We start from the raw sequence: 22,211 nt of genomic DNA, 5'->3' as shown, positions 1-22,211 counted from the left end.
GATCCCTGCGGCATGCGCACAATAAATGATAATCACTCACAGTTACAATCATTGCAAAGTGTAAATGATTCACATTTACACAACTTTAATCAACGCGATGATATGGCCGGACACGGAATCGGGAGGGCTTATGCAGGGGGATTGATACCCGATCGTTTTACCTCTTACTCCTCCACCCATTCGACACGATTTCTTCCAGAGTGCTTCGCCTGGTACAACGCGATATCTATACGTCGGAACAAGCTTTCCTGGCTTTCATTTTCTTTTTTTATCCCGGCACCGATGCTGACGGTGAAGCGAATTTCATCATTAACCACTAATTCTCTGACATGAACTAATATTTTTTCGGCCATTAATCGTGCTTCTTCAAATACCGATGTTTGCACGATGACGGCAAATTCTTCTCCGCCGACGCGGGCGGCGATGACGTTATTTTTAAAGAGTTCACTGAGCATCAGGCTAAAGGCTCTCAGGACATCATCGCCAATGTAGTGGCCGTATTTGTCATTTATATTTTTGAAGAAGTCAATATCGATTAAAAAGACGTAAACACTGACATTATCTAAGTCCATAAGGGCGTTTTTAAAATAACGACGATTTGGCAAACGCGTAAGCTCGTCACGGAATGAATTAATGCTCATATCCGAATATTTATTATTCACATAACGTACGATGAAATAGATGCCTGCTGAGACGCAGACCATACCTGCCAGCTTACTGAGATCCTCAAGATAATACCCGACCCACATCGGCTGGCGAATAATTTCATCCATCAGATCAAATGCTGCAGACACAATCCATATCATCAGCCCCGCGTTTATCCATCGGCGAAGACTGGTTTTCAATAATAATCGATTAAAGTTCCACAAGATAAAGTTAAGTATCAGCAATTGGATGCCATCAAATATCCAGCCAGAATTTTGTATCCAGGAACCCTCGTTCTGTTTTGTAGAAAATGCGACAAGATTAAACACCATAACAAAAATACACAGCATCACCGATAATGCCATTGGCATATACAGAATTTTACGTGATTTGTTTTTAGTAAAAAGTCCGCTTTCATACTTCAAAAATGGCATAGTTAGTCCCTGATACAGGTAGATACTAAAATCAGATTTCGGGAGTGTCAGACTCTGACCTTCTTATTGTCTGAGAAAGCGCCGCAACACGCACAAAACAGGCTGAGTGATGATGGGGGATCAATCGGGACTTCTTCTTTATCAGATGAGCCAGCAAACTGTCAAGATGACAGTTTAGGCGTGACATCGGGGCGTGAGCAGGCTGACCCTGCCCGAGACTGCTCACTCTCGCACGCTGTTTTTACAAGGTTATTTAGCGCGCCTCGAACTTTTCTCACCGGGCTGACCGGTAGCTGAACTACTCAGAATCACACCCGGGGAAACAGCAGCCACCGTTTTCAGCGGCCTTCGTCTGTCTGAATCAAATATCCCGGTACAGGTATATCACCCGGCTGCATAGTCCCCAGGTAAAGCATGTACAGGCGCATAACATTTTCTCTTATTTTCATCAGCATAATAAAAATGGATGAATATCTGGCTGCTCACAACACCAGCGACAGCCATACCTCTGTTCTGATCTAACTTCCGCTTAAGCGGGATACTTACACGCTGAAACAGGTTTCAGAAGACGCGTCACTCCGCCCGGTCGCTCAAAAAACGCTCCTCAAGCGTGGCTTCCAGCCCAAGCATGGCGTCTTCGGCATGCTGCATGTGTTCGGTCATGATCTGCTGAACGGTGGCGGCATCCTGACGGCGCATCGCGTCGATCAGGCGATATTGATAATCAATACCGACGCTGCGCGCCACCGGCTCGGGGCGCTGGTAAATATCTTTGCAGACGGCCAAATCTTTGAGCAGACGTTGCAGGAAATGGCAGATAAACGCCAGCAGCACGTTGTCAGAATAACTGGCCACCACGCCGTGAAAATCCAGTTCGGCCATGCGCTGTTCCCAGCGTTCAGCTTCGTCAGCGGGTTCATGATCGTAGACGGCAATCAGCTGATGCAGTTGCACGAAGCCTTTGGCGTCGATATTGCCGATGGCGCTGACCGCCACCAGAGGCTCCAGCGCTTTGCGCAAGGCGTAGATATTGCTGATGGAAAGCTGACGGGTAAACAGATAATTGGACAGCAAACTCATGGCGCGAGATTCGGTCATTGAATCAATAAACGCACCGCCACCGGGGCCGGTTTTGGTGCGGATCAGCCCCTGAACCTCTAAAGATTTCAGCGCTTCACGCACTGTGCCTTTGCCTGCGGCATAACGCGTTATCAGATCTTTCTCCTGCGGCAGACGGTCGCCGGGCAGCAGATTCTCGCTGATGATGCTCTCTTTGATGGCATCGACAATTTCATCAGTGCGCTTGCGGCGTACCGGTTCCGGTTGGTGTGTCATTTCAATACTCATAAATCCCTTCATTGATTTAAACCCTTGGCGCACTGGCCAGAAGACGTTGCGTGTAGGCGTGCTGCGGTGCGTTGAACAACCGATCATTATCCGCGCATTCTACTAAATCACCGTGATACATCACCGCCACGCGATCGGCAATGGACTCCACCACCGCTAAATCATGGCTGATAAACAGATACGACAGACCGAACTCACGTTTCAGGCGATCGAGTAATAACAAAACCTGTGCCTGTACCGATACATCTAAAGCACTGACCGGCTCGTCAAGCACCAGAATACGGGCCTCGGCCGCCAGTGCGCGGGCAATCGCTAACCGCTGAGCCTGACCGCCAGAAAACTCATGCGGATAACCACTGAGCGCGTCGGCAGGCATCTGCACTGCCTCCATCAATTCCAGCATTCGCGCTTTACGTCGCATGGTGGGGTAGGCGCATAAATAACGCAGCGGCACATCCAGCGTATCAGCGATGGTTTTTCGGGGGTTGAGCGAGGCCACAGGATCCTGAAAAACATACTGAATCATCTGGCCGAAGGCTTTGTCGCTGCGTTTAGCATGTGTCGACATCGCTTCGCCCATCAGTTTAATGGTGCCGGACGTCGGACGTTCCAGACCGACCAGCATTCGCGCCAGCGTACTTTTACCTGAACCACTTTCACCCACTACCGCCAGCGTTTCGCCTTCAGCCAGATGCAGAGATATCCCTTTTACCGCTTCAACCTGCAGTTTGCGGCCGGAGAACCAGCCGGAGGTACTGCCGAAGGTTTTCACCAGCCCGTTGACTTCAATCACGTTGCTCATATTGCCCCCGGCTGTGGTTTTGAGTTGGCATACAGTTCGCCGACCTGTTTGAGGAAATCGCGTCCCTGGCCGAGTTTCGGCACGCTGGCAATCAGCCTGCGGGTGTAATCATGCTGCGGGTCCCGCAGCACTGACCGGGTTTCACCGCTTTCAACAATTTCGCCGTTACGCATCACTGCCACTCGGTCGCAAATCTGGGCGATCACGCTAAAATCATGAGTGATGAATAGCAGCGTCAGGCCACGTTCACGACGCAGCTGTTGCAGCAGCTCGAGAATACGTGCCTGTACCGTGACATCCAGCGCGGTAGTGGGTTCATCGGCGATGATGATTTCCGGGTCATTGGCCAGTGCCACTGCGATGCCGACACGCTGACGCTGCCCGCCAGAAAGCTGATGGGGAAAGGCGTCGAAGCGCGCCGCAGCCTCATCAATTCCTACGCTGTGGAGCAGCGTCAGTGCTTTCTCTTTAGCCAGCCGGTTTGACAGCGGCTGATGGGCCTGAATGGCTTCAATGATTTGTGCGCCAATGCTGAACTGAGGGTGCAGGGTGGTCAGCGGATCCTGGAAAATATAGGCCACCCGCGCGCCGCGGCACTGTTGCAGTTGGCTTTGCGTTCGCGACAGCATCTCTTCGCCGCCAACGTAAATCGCGCCAGCGGTGATTTCTCCCGGTGGGGAAGATACCAGCCCCATCACGGACAGCGCAGTGACGCTTTTTCCAGATCCGCTCTCCCCAATCAGCCCCAGACATTCTCCTTTGGCAACGTAAAAACTTACGCCTTTGACCGCTGCGACGGATTGTTTTCCCGAGCGGAAATTCACTTGTAAATCGACCACTTCCAGCAGTGCATTATTGCCCTGTATGGCAGAGGGAACGCTGGCACGATTGACCGTAGTGACGGCTTTCCCGCGCAATAGAATGCCGGACTTCAGTCGTGGATCGAGCAGGTCGCGCACGCCGTCACCCAGCAGATTAAAACTCATGACAAGAATGAAAATCGTCAATCCAGGTACGATGGAAACGTGCGGTGCGCTGAACATTTGTGCGCGTCCCTGACCCAGCATCGAGCCTAAATCAGCGTTGGGTGGCTGGGTTCCCAGTCCGAGGAACGACAACCCGGCGGTCTCTAAAATCATCCAGCCGACGGTGGTTGACATGGTGACCACCACAACCGGCATCATGTTGGGTAGCACTTCGGTCAGCAAAATTTGCAAATGATTTTTGCCCGACAGCCGCGCCGCCTGAATAAAATCGCGCTGACGCAGGCCAACGGTCAGACCGCGAATATTACGGGCGAAGAAAGGAATATTCACCACCGAGATGGCGTAAAGCGCATTGAGCAGTCCGGGACCCAGCACCGTGACGATCACCAGCGCCAACAGTATATAAGGGAAGGCCATCAGCATATCGATCAGGCGCATCAACAGACTGTCGGTTTTACCTCCGGCATACCCGGCGACCAGACCAATCAGTGTACCGAACAGTGCGGCCAGCAGCGTGGCGCAAACTCCCATTGCCAGTGACACGCGGGTTCCCCACAGCAGGCGGGAGAGCATGTCCCGGCCCAGCGGGTCTGTGCCGAGCCAGTGGCCGGGCGAAAACGGTCGCAGCAGACGGTTGAGCAGATCGGTGGCGTCAGGGTCTGGTAACGGCAGCAACGGCGCGGCGAGGGCGGCACCTGCCACCAGCACCAGCAGGATCAGGCCGAGCGTGGCCAGCCGGTTGGCCAACAGCAGCGCCCACAACGGCTGGCGATGACGAGGCGTGACAGTGGTGATGTTCTGGCTCATGATTTTAACCTCGGGTCGAGAAGCGCCTGTAAAATGTCAGCACACAGGTTGATCAGTACATAGGCCGCAGCGGCTACCAGCACGCCACCCTGTACCAGAAGCAGGTCGCGGGTGGCGACGGCTTTCACCATCATTGCGCCCAGCCCCGGCCACTGAAATACCGTCTCTATATAGACCGCGCCGCCGAGCACAAAACCGGCCTGAATACCGATCACCGGAATGACTGACACCAGCGCCATACGAAAGGCGTGCTTATAGATCACTTTGCGCTCGGACAGGCCTTTGGCGCGGGCGGTACGAATGAAGTCCTGACGCAACACTTCGAGCATCGCGGTGCGGGTCAGGCGAGCGATAACGCCGGTGGCAACAATCGCCAGCGTAATAGCGGGTAAGGTCAGATGATGCAGCAAGTCGAGCCAGCCGCCACCGGCCCAAATGGCATACATACCAGAAGCAGGGAACCATTGTAGTTCTACGGCGAACAGCATGATCAGCAGCAGACCAATCCAAAACGAAGGCATGGAAATTCCCAGCAGCACCAGCAACGTAATGATGTGGTCGCCCAGGCCAAACTGGCGGACGGCGGAGAGTATTCCGGCCAGCAGCCCCAGCACGGTGCTTAACAGCAGTGCGCAGCCTCCGAGCAACAGCGTGGCGCCAAAACGCTCCATCACTTCATCAATGACCGGGCGATTAAGCACGTAAGAACGGCCAAAATCGCCGTGCAAAATATTGCCCGCCCAGATCAGATATTGTTGATAGAGCGGTTTATTCAGCCCGAGTTCCTGATTGATCCGTGCGACGTTTTCCGGCGTGGCCCAGGCACCGAGCAACGCCTGAGCCGGATCCCCCGGGATCATTGCCATAATCAAAAAAACAATCAGCGACAACCCGATAAACACCGGAATGGTCGAGAGCAGCCTTTTAAGCACGTAACTCCCCATAAGTTTCTCTCCGATTACTGTTTGGTTACCCGGTTGAGCAACAGATTGAAATTCGGTTGCAGTGCGAAGTGCTGAATTCGTGTGGAGGTTACGGCGTTCTGTTTCCAGTTGGCGACGAAAATCCACGGTGCATCGTCATGTACGAGCTGCTGCACCTGCCTGTAAAGCGCGGCGCGCGTTGCGGTGTCTGTGGTCATGCGCGCTTGTTGCAACAGATTGTCCACCTGCGGATTGCTGTAATAACCGGAGTTAAAACCGCCTTTTTTCGGCCAGGCGTCGGTGCGTAGCGTCAGGAAAGGTAGGGTGTCAGGGTCGTTGGTCATCCAGGCCATTTCCGCCATATGGGTGTGATTGTCCAGACCGGCATTAACCTTCGATAGATAGGTATTCCACTCATAGGTCTGGAGCGAAACATTCAGACCTACTGCTTTCAGGTCAGCCTGAATGGCGGTGGCCATCGGGATGGGATCCAGCATGCCTGATCCCCCCTCGGCGACGTAGAAGGTCAGCGTTGTCCCTTCTGCTCCGGCGGCTTTCAGCAGTGCGCGGGCTTTAGTCGGATCATAAGGATAGGGCGTCACCTCTTTATTGGCCGCCCAGTTAAAGGCGCGGGGGATCGGGCCCTCGGCTACGTCGGCCGAACCCTGCAAAATTTTATCTGTCAGCGACTGTTTATTGATGGCGTAATTCACCGCCTGTCGCACCCGCACGTCGTTAAAGGGTGGCACTTGTGTATTGAGCATCACGTACCAGACGTGTGGGCCGGTAGTCTGGTACAGGCGGAAGCGGTCACTTTTCTCCTTGAACAGTTTCACCGTGTCAGGAGGCACTTCTACCATTGCATCAATGCCGCCGGAAAGCATCTCGGCGACCCGCGTATTACCATCGGTGATGGGGCGGAACACCACGTTTTGTACCGCAGGTTTACCGTCCCAGTAATCACTATTGGCCGTCACCACCACGCGCTGATTGGCTTTCCATTCTGCAAAGCGGAATGCGCCAGTGCCGACCGGGTGACGGCCAAACTCTTTGCCGTATTTTTTCACTGCCGCTGGTGACACGATAAGGCCGGTTGGCGTGGCGAGGTTGGAGAGAAACGGTGAGAACGGCTCTTTCAGCCTAAAGACCAGCGTATTTTGGTCCGGTGTTTCGATGTTTTTTATCGAAGAGAAGAAAAACGACAACGGGAAAGGCCCGGTGTCATGCCACGGATTTTTATCATCCAGCATACGGTCAAAGGTAAATTTCACCGCATCGGCATTAAACGGTGTTCCGTCCTGAAATTTCACCCCCTCGCGCAGATAAAAGCGGTAAGTAAGGCCGTCGGGACTGATTGTCCAACGGGTGGCCAGCGCCGGTTCGATATCCAGTTTCCCCTCACCGTTACGCACCAGTCCGTCGTAAACGTTCACCAGAATGCGCGAGTCGTTGGCTGCGGTAGCAACCTGTGGATCCAGCGATTGTGGCTCAGCCACCTGACCAATCAACAGCGCATCCGCAGGGGTTCTGGCCTGCACCTGAGCCTGCCACGACAGCGCAAAGAGACAAAAACAGATTGGCATAAATGACTTTTGCAAAGCTGGCAGCATATCGACCTCGTCGCTTAATAAAAGGCTATGTGAAAACCTCAGAAAAAAATCAGGCGTTGTCCTGTTTATTATTTATGCGTATAAATTAACTGAATTGCAATAATTTATACGTATAAATTTAACCAGACTGTCGCGGAGTACTTATGACTTTTTCAATCGTGGCGCGGGATCCGCACTCAGGTGCGGTGGGTGTCGCCACCGCTACCGCTGGCCCTGCCGTGGGTGCATTGGTGGTACACGGACGTGCGCAGACCGGCGCGATTGCCACCCAGGCAATGACCAATCCACTTTACGGTGAGCGGGGTCTGACGTTGTTACAGCAGGGGGCCGATGCGGCATATACATTGAAAAACCTGCTGGCGCAGGATGCGGACGCTGCCCGAAGGCAGCTACTGATAGTCGATAATCAGGGCAATACGGCGCAGTGGAGCGGGGGAGATTGCGGAGTCTGGGCCGGAAGCATCGCGGGGCATCAATGTGTCGTCGGTGGGAATTTACTGACTGGGGAACGAACGCTGTTTGCGATGCTGGAAAATTATCACCTGCAAACTGGCCTGCCGCTGGCCGACCGCCTTCTGGGGGCCATGAACGCCGGTGCGCAGGCAGGCGGCGACCGGCGCGGGCTTAAATCTGCGGCGCTGAAAATCTGGTGCGACCGCCAGTATGCCAGCGTTGATCTGCGCGCTGACTGGTCCGATGCGCCGTTGGAGGCGTTAGCGGAGATCCTGCAACAGACGCGCTCTCCTTCTCATGCCGATTTTTTTTCCGCCTTACCGAAAGGCCAGCTGCGTTAATCAGTCATAAGATTGCATAAAGGTACAGGCCATGAGAATCAGAAACATTAAAGGGTTTTGCGGGTGATTTTAATTTGCGGATTTTTGAGTCGTTAAGAGATATTTGGGGGTCACTGCGTCATCGAACTCACCTGACCCCAAATCTGACCACCAAATTTTCCCGGCGCGGAGGGAAAACTGAAAATGCAGCGGGAAGATTTTTCACACTCGCTGATTGCATCAACGCCATACAGGCCCGGGCTCCGGGCATAAAAAGCAAAAATCCCGCTTAAGTTTCCTTAAGCGGGATTTTCTAATTTGGCTCCTCTGACTGGACTCGAACCAGTGACATACGGATTAACAGTCCGCCGTTCTACCGACTGAACTACAGAGGAATCGTTGTAACGGGGCGAATAATAGCGACTGCCCCGTGGCATGTCAAAGGGGAAACTGAATAAATGTGTGCGTTTGCTGATACTTTAGCCAAGTTGTTGAGAATAGAGTCAAAAAGGCTCGTTTTCATATTGAAGCAGGCCTTTATCGGTCTTAACGCAATTCACGACAAGCGCGGGTGATCCGCTCGCAGGCTTCCTGCAACCGGTTGTCATCAATGGCATAAGCAATACGTAAATAACCCGGCGCACCAAAAGCAGAACCCTGAAGCGTGGCGACATGGCCTGATTTCAGCAGATAAGCTGCAAAATCTTCATCTGTTTTGAGAATATCGCCTGAAGGTGTCGTTTTACCTGACATCCCCTGACAATTAGCGAAAACGTAAAATGCGCCCGGCGGCGTTTCGGCACTCAGGCCGTCAATGGCATTCACGCAGTTCATGATCAGGGTGCGACGGTGCGTCAGGATGTCGATCCAGTCCGCGATGAATGCATTGCCCTGTTCCAGAGCGGCAACAGTCGCGGCCTGAGAAATGGAGCTGGGGTTGGAAGTGCTTTGCGACTGCAAAATTTGCATGGCAGACATCAGCCACGCGGGGCCGCCCGCATAACCCAAACGCCAGCCGGTCATTGAATAGCCTTTAGAAACACCGTTTACGGTCAGGATACGCTCTTTCAGACGAGGTTCGACTTCGGCGAGTGTGGCGAAAATACCGGGCACAAAACAAATTTGTTCGTAGATGTCGTCTGCCATCACCAGCACCTGCGGATGCTGCAGCAGAACGGCGGCCAGTGCGCGGAGTTCGTCAGCTGAATAGACTGCCCCGGTCGGATTGTTCGGGGAGTTGAGGATGACCCAACGTGTTTTCGGGGTGATTGCGGCGGCTAAAACTTCCGGCTGCAATTTCCAGCCATCACTTTCCAGACAATGAACAATCCGCGGTTCACCTTCCGCCAGTGCCACCATATCCGGATAAGACACCCAGTAAGGGGCCGGGATAATCACCTGATCGCCAGACGAAACGGTGGCCAAAAGTGCGTTGAAAATGAGTTGCTTGGCGCCACTGCCTGCGATGACTTCGTCCGGGCGGTAGCTGATCCTATTTTCACGATTAAACTTAGTCATGATGGCGTGTTTAAGCGCGGCGGTACCGGCAACGGCAGTGTATTTTGTGTCACCTTGTACAATCGCGTCGATGCCAGCCTGCTTAATATGTGCGGGAGTATCGAAATCCAGCTCACCTTCGCCCAGGTTGATGACATCAGTACCTGCCGCGCTGAGCGCACGAACCTGGTCGGAGATCGCCGCTGTCGGCGAAGGGCGCACGCGACGCAAACGAGGTGCAAGAAATTCAGCAGACATTGTTTCCCCTGTATGAACAATAACAAAATTGTATTATGTGAATCATTAAAGCCAATTTAAACTTATCATTCTTCTTTTTGCTTTGCTCATAATTTCTTCGTGCTGAGCGGTATTTTACTGACGGAAACGGCAGGGCAGCGGGTATTGCTGGCGGTGAGCCTGCGGGCTGTCTGAACTTTTCATTTATATTTCAAGGTTGTCTTATGGCTTTTATATTTGTTGCACATGACACACCTGAGCCGTCGTTGTACGGTGCGATGGCGGCAATACTGGCAGCACAAAAGGATTTACCGCTGGCGCATCTGCCGGTGAGCTGGGATACCGCACGCTACCCTGATGCCTGCCAGCACGTCGTTGGTGAAGGGCAGCGGGTAACCAGCGGGTTGCTTTGGGCAGAACGGCTGATTTCGCAAAGTGCCGGTAAAGTGATGAAGCTGGAAGAATTGCTGAAGACGTATGGCACCGGGGATGTGGTGATCCCCCTCGGGCCAATGCAGATCATTCAGTTCACTCAAATTGCACGGCAGGTTCGCGAAAACGCGTTTGACTATGAATTGATTACGGTTGAGCGCGAAAATCAGGGGTATATGTTCAGGCGGCACGGACTGACGGATGAAGCCGCCGGATGCTGGTGGCGTGATCGTTATGGGCGCTGGATAAACCACGATACGCCGCCACAAACCACCACTTCGCTGCGTATCGCGCTGGTCGGTGCGCAGTCCGAGCAGTGCACGACCTATCCGGCCACGCTCGCTGCGCTGGGTGATGCCGCGGATGCTTTATCAGTGTCGCTTGATATGGTGTATGCCGCGCCCCAGGTGCTGGAAGATCATCTGCATGAGGTGATGGAAAACGTCGATGGTATTTTACTGCCGGGCGGATCCGCGATGTGTAATGTTACCGGACAGATTTGTGCCGCACATTACGCCCTGAATCGCCATATTCCCATTCTCGGCTTGTGCCTGGGCATGCAAACCATGACTACGGCCATCGTGCAGAACATGATGGGTTCTGCGAAAGCCAATCTGGCGGAAGCGGATCCTGATGCTGATATTAAAACTTTTGTGCCGCTGACGAATACGCCAACATTGCCGGTTCACCGCCTCGGGGATCATCGGATGCATTCCCGCCCCGGCAGCCGGTTGCATGAGATTCTTGGCGATGAATTTATCGTGCGCTACAACCACCGTTTTCACCTTGCACCTGAACTGAAACCGGATCTGGAAAATCACGGATTACTGATCAGCGGGACCGATGCCACCGGCAAGATTGCTGACGGAATCGAATTCACCCGCCATCCGTTTTACCTCGGCGTGCAGGGCCACCCGGAGTTGTCATCACTGCCGGTGAAACCTCACCCGTTGCTGATAGCTTTTCTGAAAGCGGCGTCAGCTCAGCACGGATAAATTGACGGCACCATGAAAAATCCCCGCCTGCAAAGACGGGGATTTTTGCTTAAAGCGGGTTACTTCAGGGTGACGCCGGAACGCGGATCGGCGGCCAGACGGCGCAGTTCCTGCTCCACCAGCCCGATGACGTCAGCTTGCAGATCAATCAGCGGGGCGCGCACATGGTGGCCGTCAAAACCGCGCAGGTTCATGGCCGCTTTCACCAGTTGCGGCTGACCGAAACGGCGGGCCAGCGCCCGGTACGGATACCACAGACGGTGCAGTTCGCGGGCGGTGCTGGCATCGCCGCTTTCCAGCGCACGATAGGTTGCCAGAATAATTTCCGGCAGAGCGCCGCTATTGGTGGTGCTGATGCCGTCAAAACCACACATCATCGGCCCTAAAAATGCCAGATCGGAGGCGCAGAACAGACGCAGACGCCCGCCAAGACGGTTGGCAATCTGGTCGATGGCGGTCGGGTTCAGGTCACCTTGTTTGATACCCACCACGCCGTCGATGTCGGCCAGTTGCTCCAGCACTACCGGCGGCAACGTAATGCCGATACCCGGTGCGTTATACACCAGAATACCGGTGCGTGATAACGGTGCCATCTGTTTGAAGAAGCTGATAATTTGCGCGTCGGTCACTTCAGAAACAAACGGCGGCGTGACCATCGGCAGGCCACCCAGATCGCCCGCCAGTTGCGTTAAATCGCGCACGACACGGACATCTGACCCTGCGCTGCACAACATTACCGGCACGCGGTCACCCACCACTTCCATCACATGGCGGAACAGCGTGGCGCGTTCGTCGGCGGTCATCGCCGGGAATTCACCGTACGTGCCGCCAATCAAAATGCCGTCATAACCGAGGCCGATGACCCGCTCAATGTTGCGGGATAACCCGGCAAAATCAAACTCGCCGCCCGCCGTAAAAGGCGTCACGGTAATATTAAAAATACCTTTCAGGCGCGCCTGACTTTCACTGATGTCTTTCATTTATTCAATTCCCATCATCTGGTTAAAAGCAAAATCAAAGTAAGGTCAGCGGACGATCCACTGTGCCGAGGGCGCGATAGCCGGTTTCGGTCACCACAATGGTTTCGCTAACACCAACGGTGAATTCGCCGTAAATGCGCAATGCAGGCGGAATGTGGAAGGTCATTCCCGGCTGTAATTCGGTGGTGATGCCGCTGTAAAGGCTGAGGATCGCGCCTTCGCCCCAGTCCGGTGCGAACGAAATACCAATCGAATAACCGGTGCGTTTTTTGAAGTTATCGGTATAGCCAGCGCGGTCGATAACGGCCTGACAGGCCAGATGTGGCGCTTCGCATGTCGCGCCCGGACGGATGGCATCGAGTGCAGCCTGCAACGCTTCCTGACAGACTTTTTCCATTTCCAGCGCCACGGCTGGCGGTTTGCCGAGCCAGGCGGAGCGCATCAGGGCCGCGTGATAACGGTCATGAGTGGCGGCCATTTCAAGGAAAATCGGGTCGCCCCCGAGAATTTTACGGCGTCGCCATGTACCGTGCGGCACACCGGTGCGCGGGCCGCTGGAGACCAGCGGTTCCATGCCCATATATTCGGAACCGGCGGCAATCGCCGCGCCCATCATGGCGGAAACCAGATCGTTTTCTGTCGCACCTGCGGCAATCGCCGCGCGGCCTGCCAGCATGCCAGCGTCAACGTAACGGGCGGCGTGCGCCATTTTTTCCAGTTCTGCGGCTGATTTCACGGCGCGCAGTTGCTCGATAACACCAGCCGCATCGTGGATCGTGCCGATTTCAGCCTGTAAGGCTTCGTATATTGCGATCGGCAGAAACCAGCCGCGTTTATCGATCCCGATCCGGCTCTTCATCCAGCCACGCGTTTTCAGCACATCGAGCAGGAAATTCACCGGATTATCGCCATCGGTATAAATCGCCGCATCGCGGATAAAGGTGTTGGAGATGAAGTTGAAATACTCAAGCTGGCGGATAACAAACACCGGATCGCCTTCCACCGGCAGTACCAGCGTCTGGAAAGTGTAATAGCCCGGTGTTTGCTGACCTGTCAGGTAAAAGATGTTTTCCGGCCCGGTGATCACCATCACGTCCAGACCGGCTTTCACCAGTAACTGACGCGCCTTCGCCATGCGCTGCCGATATTCTTCTTCGTGAAACGCAGATTCTGCGCCTGGCACGACGCGGCCCGTATCGGGTAATGATGTTGCTGTCATTGTTCAAACTCCTGAATAAATTCTGCCTGGGAAGGGGTGAAGCGGATACCCAGCCCCGGGCCCGGCGGGCTGCTGAGTAACCCCTGATGATAGGAAAGGCCGTGAACCGGGTCGTTGCCCAGCCCGTCGGCACCGTAAAGTTCGGCGTAAGCGGGCTGGCAGGCGCGGGCGACGTGCAGGGCGGCGGCGGTAGCGGCACCGCCTTCGTTCATCTGACCAATCATGAATGGCACGCCCGCGGCCGTAAGACGTCGTGCGGCAGCCATTGTCGGTGCAATGCCGCCCATTTTGACCAGTTTGAGATGTGCCATAATCTTGCCGTTCAGCGCCAAAATGCGTTCTAAATCCGCCTCGCTGCTCATGCTTTCATCGAGCATCAGCGGCACCGGACTGGCTTCGGCCAGCGCCGGATAATAGTGCGCATTAGCGTCAGAAACCGGCTGTTCGAGATAACTCATGTCAAACTTCGCCAGCGAGATTAAATGGCTGCGGGCGACTTCCGGCTGCCATTGGCCGTTGGCATCGGCGGACAAACTGATTTCGTGCCCGAAACGTCGGCGCAGCGCACTGAGCCGTGCTTCATCTTCTTCGAACGAAGCCACGCCGACGCGCAGTTTAAGCTGTGTAAAACCGCGATCCACATACGCCGTCGCCTGTTGCAGCATCTGCGCCATCGGCGTCCAGAACAGCGTCTGGTTGGTGTGATAACTCACCGTTTCGCTATTATCTGCGCCCGCCAGTTGCGCCACGCTGATGCCTTCCTGACGCGCGATCAGATCATGCAGCGCGATATCCAGCAGCATGCGTGTCGGTGCCAGAAAATCCGCCAGCCGTTGCGGCAGATTGAGCAAAATTGTGCTGGCAGGCTGACTGAGATCCAGTTGCTGCAACGCACGGATCACATCACTCAACACCCGTTCGGCGCTGTAACCATTGAGATACGCCATGTTGATGCGCACTTCGCCCAGCCCGTTGAAGTTTTTGTCTTCAAGCAGCAGATACAAGGTGTCCAGCCCCGGCACACTGCCCGACGAGGCGGTATAAAGTTGCAGATGCGGATACCGCAGGTCGGCGCGATATAATGTCGCTTTCACCGTTTTCCCCTCAGCGTTTGAGCATTTTTAAGGCAACATCGCAGTAAATTTTGCTGCCTGCCACGAATTCATCGATGGGGATAAACTCATCAGGTTTATGCGCGACGGCCAGCGAACCGGGGCCGATGATGATGCCTTTAGTGCCCAGACTGCGAAAATGCACCAGATCGCATCCCCCCTGAAAACCGAACGGGCCGGGTTCAGGATTGCCCTGGGCGGCGCAGGCTTCAACGCCCGCCCGCACAATCGGATCGTCAGAATCGGTTTCGGTCGCACCGCCGGTGGTGGGTTTGTAGGTGATGATTTCACTGCGCACACCGAATTTTTCCTGCGCCAGTTGCAGTAAATCCTGAATTTCCTGTTTCACGGCGTTTTCGTCTTCGCCCGGCACCATACGCCGGTCGAGCAATAATTCGCAGGCGCCCGGCAGCACGTTATCGGCATGTCCGCCGCTAATGCGCGTGACCGTCAGGCTGGCGTTACCGACCAGCGGATGGCAGCGACAACGCACGGTATGTTCATGCGTTTCTTCCACCAGACCGAGCAGTTGCGCGGCACGGAAAATAGCGTTCTCGCCCAGCTCCGGTGTGCCGGAATGCGCGGTGACGCCATGAACGCGAACCAGCGGACGTAAACTGCCTTTGTGCGCCGAGTATGTGGTGTTGGACGTCGGTTCGCCGATCACCACGTAATCGATATGCACCGGGGCTTCGCGCACATAAAACTTCGCGCCTTCGCTGGCGACTTCTTCGTCGGCGACAAAAATCGCCATCAGTGTGCCGCGCCAGTCATTGCGGTTGGCCGCGAGCCAGCGCATGGCTTCGATCATGGCGATCAGCGGGCCTTTAGCGTCGCAGGCTCCGCGGCCATACAACCGCCCGTCGCGTTCGGTGAGGGTGAACGGATCCTGCTGCCAGCCTTCACCGGCCGGTACGACGTCGATGTGGGTATTAAAGGCAAAGCACGGGCCGCCGCCGTTTTCCAGCCTGCCAATCACGTTGGTGCGTCCCGGTGCGTACTCGCTGAGCGTCAGGTCGAAGCCGATGTCGCTGAGCATGGCGCTGATAAGCTCTGCGGCCTCGCGTTCACGTCCCGGCGGGTTTTCGGTATTGATCGCCACCAGTGCGGCAAGATCGCGTTTCATTCTGCTGATATCGGGCGATGAAAGACTCATCGGTGTCTCCTGAAAACAGTGTTGTGGCAAAAGTCAGGCCCCTGGTGAGGGCGCAATAGGTGTTTTGAGAATGCTGAAAAGGATCAATGTAAGATTTGATCTAAGAAACGTTGCGCCCGCAGGCTGACATCGCCGCCGAAGAATTTTTCGCCGGTCGCGTTTTCGATGATTTCGCCGTTTTCCATAAAGACGATGTGATTGGCTGCACGTTTCGCGAAGCCCATTTCATGCGTGACCACAATGCTGGTCATGCCTTCGGCGCTGAGATCGGCCATCACGTCGAGCACTTCGCGGATCATTTCCGGGTCGAGCGCCGAAGTCGGCTCGTCAAACAGCATTAGTTTGGGTTTCATCGCCAGTGCACGGGCAATGGCGACACGTTGCTGCTGGCCGCCGGAAAGTTCATCCGGGAACGAATCGGCTTTATCAGGAATTCGTACTTTGCCGAGCAGTTCCAGTGCCTGCGCCTCGGCTTCACTGCGGCTGACGCCCAGCACGGTCATCGGCGCGAGCATGATGTTTTCGGCCGCCGTCAGATGGGAAAACAGTTCGTAGTTCTGGAATACCATGCCGATGTCACGGCGTAATTTATGCGGCTCGATACTGGCGTGGGTGATGTCCTGATTGCGAAAGAAGATCGACCCTCCCTGGATCGGCTCCAGCAAATTGATGCAGCGCAGCAGGGTAGATTTGCCTGAACCTGACGGACCAATCAGTACCACGGTTTCGCCCTGAACCACATTCAGGGAACAGTTTTTAAGCACGTGTTGTGCGCCAAAATGTTTATCGACGCCGATGATTTCCAGAACCGGTTTGGATTGACTCACGGACTTCTCCTCAGTTTGGCGTGCTGCTGCGCAGCAGGCGTTCAGTCAGTGACAGCGCGGGTTTCTTGCGCTTTTTCGGATCAAGCGAACGTTCCAGCCAGGCCTGTCCGACCATGAATACGGAAGTCAGCACCAGGTAGTAAATCCCTGCGGCGCACAGTGCTTCGAAATATCGGAAGCTGGCGCTGGCGGTCTGATTGGCGATAAGCAGCAGTTCCTGCACGGCAATCACCGACACCAGTGCGCTCGACTTCAGCATGCTGATCATCTGATTGCCCATCGGCGGCAACACGATGCGCGCGGCCTGTGGCAACACAATCTTGCGCATGATCTGGCTCTGAGTCATGCCGAGCGCCATGCCCGCCGTTCGCTGCCCGCTGCGTACGGCCTGTAAGCCGGAGCGTAAAATCTCCGCCATATACGCCCCTTCATTTAAGGACAGCGCCATCACCGCACAGGTGAAAGCGGAGAAGCGCAGGCCGAAGGTTGGCAGGACGTTGTAAACGAAAATAATCTGGAACAGCACCGGTGTGCCGCGAAATAACCAGAGATAGAAGAAGGCCAGAACGGATCCCGCCCGGAAGCGGGATTCCTGCAGCAGGGCCAGCACCAGCCCCGCAATAATGCCAAAGAACAACGAGCACACCGTTAACAACAAGGTCATTAATGCGCCCTGAAAGAACGCCGGTGAGAACAGGTATTGCCAAACAAGATCAAGTGACATGAACTTTCCTCAACGTCAGGGCAACGCTTTACTTAACATCACGGTTTCAGAAAATGGACACCGAAGCCGGGAACTGCCATTTGCTGATGATTTTTTGATAAGTTCCGTCTTTCACCACGTCCTGAAGGCCTTTTTCCAGCAGCGATTTCATTTCGGTATCGCCTTTACGCACGGCAAAACCGATGTGCGTGTCTGCTTCAAACTCAGCGCCGACGGCTTCGAAGGTATCGCCTTTTTCACTCAGCAGCGCCACAGCACCCGGCGTTGACAGGAATTCTGCATCAGCACGTTTTTGTGCCACTGCGACGGCGGAATCCGTGGCAGCCGGGAAGGTCAGCACGGTCAGCGCCGGTTTTTTCGCATCCAGACATTTTTGGTTGTCTGCACGCGCCTGACTTTCTTCAATGCCGCCCAGCGTCACGGCGATGTTTTTGCCGCACAGGGACAAATCACGACCGGTGATTTTTTCCGGATTGCCTTTCGCCACAATGACGCGGCTGCCGATTTTCAGGTACGGCACAAAATCCACCTGCTCAGAACGGGTCGGGTTGATGTACATCGCTGAGTTGATGATATCGAGACGTTTACCCTGCAACGCGGGGATCAGTCCTTTGAACTCCATCGACATCGGTTCCGGTGTCAGCGCCAGTTTTTTCGACAGGGCGGTGATGAGATCGATATCGAAACCGGTCAGCTTGCCGTCTTTCGTAAATTCAAACGGCATGAACGTGGCGGCGGTGCCATACGTCAGATGACCTTTACTGACCAGAACTGGCGCAGCAGCCTGGCTGAACAACGGGGCACTCAGGCAAATAGCGGCCAGAGAGACGGCGGCATATCGACGCAAAAAAGCTTTTTTTGACATGACAGACTCCAGTTTCCCATGAGCAGGATTGCTCTTTATGTCTCATTAAATACAATTAAATTTGTGAGTCAAGGCTCTTTTTTGGTGCATTAATTGCACGATTTGGGGGCTTTGTAACCAGACTTCACCATCCTCAAGGCTTGTGATATTGTACAAACCTAAACAACAAATACTTTCAGGTGCTGCTATTCCATGACCCAAACTACGACAGCCAGCGGAAGGCGTCTGGCAAACCAAATCCTTGACCTGATACGTGAAGCAAAATTTGAGCCAGGTCATCATCTCAGGGAGCAACAACTGGCTGATATGCTCGGAGTGTCGCGTACGCCGGTGCGTACTGCCCTGAAATTACTGTGTGAATTAGGCATTATCGAAGCGCGACGCAATCAGGGTTTTTTCCTGCTGAAAGCCTTCGATGAACTTCAGCGCATCAGCATTGATATCCCCGCCAGTAATGATCAGGATTTATACGAGCAACTGGTGAAAGACCGTATCGCCGGAAAGTTGCCGGATTCCCTGACGCAGACGGAAATCGCCCAGCGCTATGACGTCGATCGTGGTGTGCTGGCGCGCACGTTGCTGCGTCTGGCGGAAGACGGGTTGATCGCCCGCAATAAGGGGCATGGCTGGTCATTCTTACCGACCCTGAATACCGATGTAGCGCTGAGTAACGGCTACGGATTCCGTCTGATGATTGAGCCGGGCGCGCTCATGGCGGCAGGTTTTCACGCCGATAAAAGCGCGCTGCGCCGCCTGCGGATGCAGCATATTTATCTGATTACGCATCCGGATATTCTGGCCGTTGATGGCCGTCAGATTTTCGAAACGGACGCCACCTTTCATGAAATGCTGGCGGAGTTCAGCGGCAATATTTTTGTTTTACAGGCGATTCAGCAGCAAAACCGGCTGCGCCGCCTGCTGGAGTTCGGCAGTTACACCAATAAACAGCGTGTGCGCGAATGGTGCGAGGAACATGTCGCCATCATCGACGCCGTGCTGGAAGGGCGGATGGAAGCGGCGGCGGACATGATGCGCAGCCACCTGCAATCGGCTTATCAGATGGTGCTTAACAAAGTCAGCAAAGTGGGGTGATCCGCTGTTTTTGTCTTACATAAACCAGAGGAAAAAGTGATGGATTTTGGTATTCAGGGCCACGTGGCGCTGGTCAGTGGCGCAGGCGGCGGTTTAGGCCGTGCGATGGCCATTGCCCTGGCAGGCGAAGGCGTTCAGGTGGCGGTTTGCGGGCGAACGCTCAGTGCGTTGCAGGAAACTGTCAGCCTGATTGAAAAACAGGGCGGTACCGCGCAGGCGTGGGTGCTGGATCTGACAGCACCGGAAAGCTTTGATGATGTGCTGATGCAAATCCGCCGCACATTCGGACCGGTGGGTATTCTGATAAACAACTCAGGCGGGCCACCGCCGACGAAGGCGGCTGGCGTCGCGCCGGATGCGTGGCAATCTCAGTTCTCCACGATGGTGAGTTCGCTTATTCAACTGACCGATAAAGTGCTGCCGGATATGCACAATGCGGGCTGGGGGCGGATTATTACCAGCACGTCGTCGGGCGTGATCGCGCCAATTGCCAACCTCGGCATGTCGAATACCTTACGCATGGCGCTGGTCGGCTGGTCGAAAACGCTGGCCTCCGAAGTGGCGGGTGACGGCATCACGGTTAACGTGATGGTGCCGGGGCGTATTTCCACGCAGCGTCTGGGTCAGCTCGATGCCGCACGCGCCGGGCGGGAAGGGACATCGGTCGAAGAGGTAGCAGCAAAAAGTGCCGCCAGCATTCCGGCAAAACGCTACGGTAAACCGGAAGAGTATGGCGCTGTGGCGGCGTTTCTTGCCAGCCAGCAGGCGTCATATGTAACCGGTTCGGTGATCCGCGTCGATGGCGGCATGATCCCGTCAATATAAACGCGACGTCAGGACGTGATGCTGCGAATCTGTTTCGTGGCATCGCTGTTATTAACCCTGCTAATTTATAAGGGTGACCTATAAGAATGCATGATGTTGGTGCATCCTTGTTTATCAGCGCAGTGAATTCCTTCTGAGATTCCCCACGCCCTCCGTTTTCCACACGTCACGCGTAATAGTTTTCTCTTATATTTTGCGGTATTAGCCTCTGAAGCAGGCGTTTTTAATCTGCATGCCGGAGATTGGCGTAAATCTTGCTTTTATCAGTCACGCTAATCGTTTGCGTAGATAACTTACCTTCATAACAACAGTCCAGGGTTATCCCTTTTCGCGCAAAATGGAGACAGAGATGAATCTCAGACGTCTGAAATACTTTGTGAAAATCGTCGATATTGGCAGCCTGACACAGGCCGCTGATGTTCTGCATATCGCCCAACCGGCATTAAGCCAGCAACTGGCGACACTGGAAGGGGAATTGCAGCAACAATTGCTGATTCGCACCAAGCGCGGCGTCACTCCTACCGAAGCAGGTAATATTCTTTATTCCCACGCCCAGGCCATTTTGCGCCAGTGCGACCAAATCCACAGTGCCGTGAATAACGCCGGACAATCGCTTAGCGGACAGGTTTCTGTCGGCCTTGCGCCGGGCACTGCCGCCTCCGGGCTGGCGTTGCCGTTGCTACAGGCTGTCCGCAAGCAGCACCCGGGCATTCTGCTGTATCTCAACGAGAATTTCGGCACTGCGCTGGGCGATTTAGTGCTCAACGGGCGTATGGATATGGCGGTCTTTTATGGCACCAGCGTGGCCTCAGGGTTGAGCAGTCAGCCGCTGATGAAAGAAGATTTGTATCTGGTCGGCGCGCATTCTGTGCCGAATCCGGGTAAATATGTCGAACTGGCTGAGGTGGCAAAACTAAACCTGTTCATGCCGCGTTCCCACAATGTCACCCGCCGTCTGGTGGATGATGCGATGGCGTTGCGCCGTTTAAGTGCCAATATCATTGGTGAAATTGAATCTTCCGCCACGCTGACTGCCGCCGTTGCCAGCGGTCTGGGGGCGACTATTTTGCCTGAATCCGCTGCCCGCACCATGACGGGTCCGGCTAAAGCCTGGATGTCATGCATCAGCAGTCCGGCGATTCAGGTTCCGCTTTCGCTGTGTGTTTGTGAAACGCTGGCGTTATCGCAGGAAGCCATGGCGGTGAAGAAGATCCTGCTGTCTCTGGTTTTCGAACAGACGGCTCCGGTGGCAGAGCCGATGTTAGTGGCGAGTTAAGCGGGGCGTTAACATTCAGCCAACCAGAGCAAGGCAAAAAAATCCCCGGCGTATAGATTTTGCCGGGGAAGAGGTGAATGCGCTTATTTAGACGCCGGACTGTAGTTGTCAACAAAGCCAGCGATTCTCTTACCGATAAGGGTGAGAAGTGGCCCGGCAAATACCCCGCCCAAACCGGCAATGACCAGTAACCGGTCATCGTTGGCGTTGCGTGACAGAACGAAAATACTCAACAGCATTCCGCTGAAGCAGGAAACAACAATCTGCAACAGGCATGCCCTGATTTCATCCAGGATGGGTTTCTGCTGCCTGAGCATGATATAGCGAACAATCCCGCCCCACGCCGCCATTCCAATGACGCAAAGTACAATACGGTGATCCATCAGGAGGATGTCCCGGATATGTGTTGCCTCGATCATAGTGATGCCCTCAGAAGTAAAAATGAATTCTCAATAAAACTAATGCGGCTAAATTATCACCAGATACGAGGGGGCTAAAATCACAAGACAACACATTTCACTGTGAGGTTTCAGGCTGACATCACCGGGCAATTAAAAAATATAAAAGGTTTTGCATTTCAGGTGGTGTGACGACACCTTCCCCTGTGCGAAGAGGAAGGTGTAAAACACGACATCGTGACTGAGCCG

At 54.4% G+C, this 22,211-nt stretch carries 20 protein-coding genes and 1 tRNA gene; 5 read left to right on the top strand and 16 right to left on the bottom strand.

Annotated elements, in window-relative coordinates; translation table 11 throughout:
* Positions 1-164: 164 nt before the first annotated feature.
* The 6 genes from EX31_RS17565 to EX31_RS17540 all read right to left on the bottom strand — a co-directional run bounded on the left by EX31_RS17565 (position 165) and on the right by EX31_RS17540 (position 7,554).
* Positions 165-1,079 (bottom strand): GGDEF domain-containing protein, encoded by a 915-nt coding sequence (locus EX31_RS17565; RefSeq protein ID WP_037035882.1) that lies wholly within the window; start codon positions 1,077-1,079, stop codon positions 165-167.
* Positions 1,080-1,652: 573 nt separating this feature from the next.
* The gene (locus EX31_RS17560; RefSeq protein WP_013574975.1) at positions 1,653-2,426 is read right to left on the bottom strand and encodes a FadR/GntR family transcriptional regulator; all 774 of its coding nucleotides are present in this window, start codon (positions 2,424-2,426) and stop codon (positions 1,653-1,655) included.
* Between the two features lie 16 nt (positions 2,427-2,442).
* A complete protein-coding gene (locus tag EX31_RS17555) occupies positions 2,443-3,228 on the bottom strand; it encodes an ATP-binding cassette domain-containing protein (protein WP_013574976.1) in 786 nt (261 codons plus the stop codon).
* The gene (locus EX31_RS17550; protein WP_037035881.1) at positions 3,225-5,021 is read right to left on the bottom strand and encodes a dipeptide/oligopeptide/nickel ABC transporter permease/ATP-binding protein; all 1,797 of its coding nucleotides are present in this window, start codon (positions 5,019-5,021) and stop codon (positions 3,225-3,227) included. The genes EX31_RS17555 and EX31_RS17550 overlap by 4 nt, the downstream gene beginning before the upstream one ends.
* Positions 5,018-5,965, bottom strand: a complete 948-nt coding sequence (locus EX31_RS17545; RefSeq protein ID WP_013574978.1) for an ABC transporter permease — start codon at positions 5,963-5,965, stop codon at positions 5,018-5,020. Before EX31_RS17545 ends, EX31_RS17550 begins: the two co-directional genes overlap by 4 nt.
* Positions 5,966-5,979: 14 nt before the next feature.
* Positions 5,980-7,554: an ABC transporter substrate-binding protein gene (locus tag EX31_RS17540; protein ID WP_037035879.1), complete on the bottom strand. Its 1,575-nt coding sequence runs from the start codon at positions 7,552-7,554 to the stop codon at positions 5,980-5,982.
* Between the two features lie 143 nt (positions 7,555-7,697).
* Here EX31_RS17540 and EX31_RS17535 point away from each other — a divergent pair, with 143 nt between their 5' ends.
* Positions 7,698-8,348, top strand: a complete 651-nt coding sequence (locus EX31_RS17535) for a DUF1028 domain-containing protein (protein WP_037035878.1) — start codon at positions 7,698-7,700, stop codon at positions 8,346-8,348.
* A gap of 298 nt (positions 8,349-8,646) precedes the next feature.
* Here EX31_RS17535 and EX31_RS17530 read toward each other — a convergent pair.
* Positions 8,647-8,722, bottom strand: a tRNA-Asn gene (locus EX31_RS17530).
* Positions 8,723-8,873: 151 nt separating this feature from the next.
* Complete coding sequence (locus EX31_RS17525) at positions 8,874-10,082, bottom strand: pyridoxal phosphate-dependent aminotransferase (protein ID WP_037035876.1); 1,209 nt, start codon at positions 10,080-10,082, stop codon at positions 8,874-8,876.
* 203 nt (positions 10,083-10,285) lie between these two features.
* Between EX31_RS17525 and EX31_RS17520 the strand changes: the two genes are divergently transcribed.
* Positions 10,286-11,488: a glutamine amidotransferase-related protein gene (locus EX31_RS17520; protein WP_037035874.1), complete on the top strand. Its 1,203-nt coding sequence runs from the start codon at positions 10,286-10,288 to the stop codon at positions 11,486-11,488.
* 59 nt (positions 11,489-11,547) lie between these two features.
* Here the strand turns inward: EX31_RS17520 and EX31_RS17515 are convergent, their stop codons facing one another.
* From EX31_RS17515 to EX31_RS17485, 7 genes are all read right to left on the bottom strand, one after another.
* The gene (locus EX31_RS17515) at positions 11,548-12,468 is read right to left on the bottom strand and encodes a dihydrodipicolinate synthase family protein (RefSeq protein WP_013574984.1); all 921 of its coding nucleotides are present in this window, start codon (positions 12,466-12,468) and stop codon (positions 11,548-11,550) included.
* Between the two features lie 34 nt (positions 12,469-12,502).
* The gene (locus tag EX31_RS17510; protein ID WP_013574985.1) at positions 12,503-13,687 is read right to left on the bottom strand and encodes a M24 family metallopeptidase; all 1,185 of its coding nucleotides are present in this window, start codon (positions 13,685-13,687) and stop codon (positions 12,503-12,505) included.
* Entirely contained in the window at positions 13,684-14,781 is a 1,098-nt protein-coding gene (locus tag EX31_RS17505; protein WP_037035872.1) for a mandelate racemase/muconate lactonizing enzyme family protein, read from the bottom strand. Before EX31_RS17505 ends, EX31_RS17510 begins: the two co-directional genes overlap by 4 nt.
* Positions 14,782-14,791: 10 nt before the next feature.
* Positions 14,792-15,955, bottom strand: coding sequence for a M20 family metallopeptidase (locus tag EX31_RS17500; RefSeq protein ID WP_037035870.1), 1,164 nt, complete (start codon positions 15,953-15,955; stop codon positions 14,792-14,794).
* 83 nt (positions 15,956-16,038) lie between these two features.
* A complete protein-coding gene (locus EX31_RS17495) occupies positions 16,039-16,782 on the bottom strand; it encodes an amino acid ABC transporter ATP-binding protein (RefSeq protein WP_013574988.1) in 744 nt (247 codons plus the stop codon).
* Between the two features lie 10 nt (positions 16,783-16,792).
* On the bottom strand, positions 16,793-17,506 hold the full coding sequence (locus EX31_RS17490) for an amino acid ABC transporter permease (RefSeq protein WP_013574989.1): 714 nt from the start codon (positions 17,504-17,506) through the stop codon (positions 16,793-16,795).
* Positions 17,507-17,552: 46 nt separating this feature from the next.
* Positions 17,553-18,371, bottom strand: coding sequence for an ABC transporter substrate-binding protein (locus tag EX31_RS17485; RefSeq protein WP_013574990.1), 819 nt, complete (start codon positions 18,369-18,371; stop codon positions 17,553-17,555).
* A 192-nt stretch (positions 18,372-18,563) separates the two neighbouring features.
* Here EX31_RS17485 and EX31_RS17480 point away from each other — a divergent pair, with 192 nt between their 5' ends.
* The 3 genes from EX31_RS17480 (at position 18,564) to nac (ending at position 21,564) form a co-directional block, all read left to right on the top strand.
* Positions 18,564-19,463, top strand: a complete 900-nt coding sequence (locus EX31_RS17480) for a GntR family transcriptional regulator (RefSeq protein ID WP_013574991.1) — start codon at positions 18,564-18,566, stop codon at positions 19,461-19,463.
* A 39-nt stretch (positions 19,464-19,502) separates the two neighbouring features.
* On the top strand, positions 19,503-20,288 hold the full coding sequence (locus tag EX31_RS17475) for an SDR family oxidoreductase (RefSeq protein ID WP_037035867.1): 786 nt from the start codon (positions 19,503-19,505) through the stop codon (positions 20,286-20,288).
* A 349-nt stretch (positions 20,289-20,637) separates the two neighbouring features.
* Positions 20,638-21,564 carry a nitrogen assimilation transcriptional regulator NAC gene (nac, locus tag EX31_RS17470; RefSeq protein WP_013574993.1) on the top strand — a complete coding sequence of 309 codons (927 nt, stop codon included), beginning with the start codon at positions 20,638-20,640 and terminating at the stop codon, positions 21,562-21,564.
* A gap of 83 nt (positions 21,565-21,647) precedes the next feature.
* On the opposite strand, the gene EX31_RS17465 is transcribed toward nac, so the two are convergent.
* A complete protein-coding gene (locus tag EX31_RS17465; protein ID WP_015689658.1) occupies positions 21,648-21,983 on the bottom strand; it encodes a phage holin family protein in 336 nt (111 codons plus the stop codon).
* Positions 21,984-22,211 lie beyond the last annotated feature (228 nt).

Source organism: Rahnella sp. WP5 (assembly GCF_000745615.1).
GTDB lineage: Bacteria > Pseudomonadota > Gammaproteobacteria > Enterobacterales > Enterobacteriaceae > Rahnella > Rahnella aceris.
Note: the sequence above shows the minus strand (reverse complement) of the source record. Positions and strands in the feature narration are given on the sequence as shown.

Coding starts and splice junctions, on each gene's coding strand:
- EX31_RS17565 (WP_037035882.1), bottom strand. CDS start 1,079: ATGCCATTTTTGAAGTATGAAAGCGGACTTTTTACTAAAAACAAATCA.
- EX31_RS17560 (WP_013574975.1), bottom strand. CDS start 2,426: ATGAGTATTGAAATGACACACCAACCGGAACCGGTACGCCGCAAGCGC.
- EX31_RS17555 (WP_013574976.1), bottom strand. CDS start 3,228: ATGAGCAACGTGATTGAAGTCAACGGGCTGGTGAAAACCTTCGGCAGT.
- EX31_RS17550 (WP_037035881.1), bottom strand. CDS start 5,021: ATGAGCCAGAACATCACCACTGTCACGCCTCGTCATCGCCAGCCGTTG.
- EX31_RS17545 (WP_013574978.1), bottom strand. CDS start 5,965: ATGGGGAGTTACGTGCTTAAAAGGCTGCTCTCGACCATTCCGGTGTTT.
- EX31_RS17540 (WP_037035879.1), bottom strand. CDS start 7,554: ATGCTGCCAGCTTTGCAAAAGTCATTTATGCCAATCTGTTTTTGTCTC.
- EX31_RS17535 (WP_037035878.1), top strand. CDS start 7,698: ATGACTTTTTCAATCGTGGCGCGGGATCCGCACTCAGGTGCGGTGGGT.
- EX31_RS17525 (WP_037035876.1), bottom strand. CDS start 10,082: ATGTCTGCTGAATTTCTTGCACCTCGTTTGCGTCGCGTGCGCCCTTCG.
- EX31_RS17520 (WP_037035874.1), top strand. CDS start 10,286: ATGGCTTTTATATTTGTTGCACATGACACACCTGAGCCGTCGTTGTAC.
- EX31_RS17515 (WP_013574984.1), bottom strand. CDS start 12,468: ATGAAAGACATCAGTGAAAGTCAGGCGCGCCTGAAAGGTATTTTTAAT.
- EX31_RS17510 (WP_013574985.1), bottom strand. CDS start 13,687: ATGACAGCAACATCATTACCCGATACGGGCCGCGTCGTGCCAGGCGCA.
- EX31_RS17500 (WP_037035870.1), bottom strand. CDS start 15,955: ATGAGTCTTTCATCGCCCGATATCAGCAGAATGAAACGCGATCTTGCC.
- EX31_RS17490 (WP_013574989.1), bottom strand. CDS start 17,506: ATGTCACTTGATCTTGTTTGGCAATACCTGTTCTCACCGGCGTTCTTT.
- EX31_RS17485 (WP_013574990.1), bottom strand. CDS start 18,371: ATGTCAAAAAAAGCTTTTTTGCGTCGATATGCCGCCGTCTCTCTGGCC.
- EX31_RS17480 (WP_013574991.1), top strand. CDS start 18,564: ATGACCCAAACTACGACAGCCAGCGGAAGGCGTCTGGCAAACCAAATC.
- EX31_RS17475 (WP_037035867.1), top strand. CDS start 19,503: ATGGATTTTGGTATTCAGGGCCACGTGGCGCTGGTCAGTGGCGCAGGC.
- nac (WP_013574993.1), top strand. CDS start 20,638: ATGAATCTCAGACGTCTGAAATACTTTGTGAAAATCGTCGATATTGGC.
- EX31_RS17465 (WP_015689658.1), bottom strand. CDS start 21,983: ATGATCGAGGCAACACATATCCGGGACATCCTCCTGATGGATCACCGT.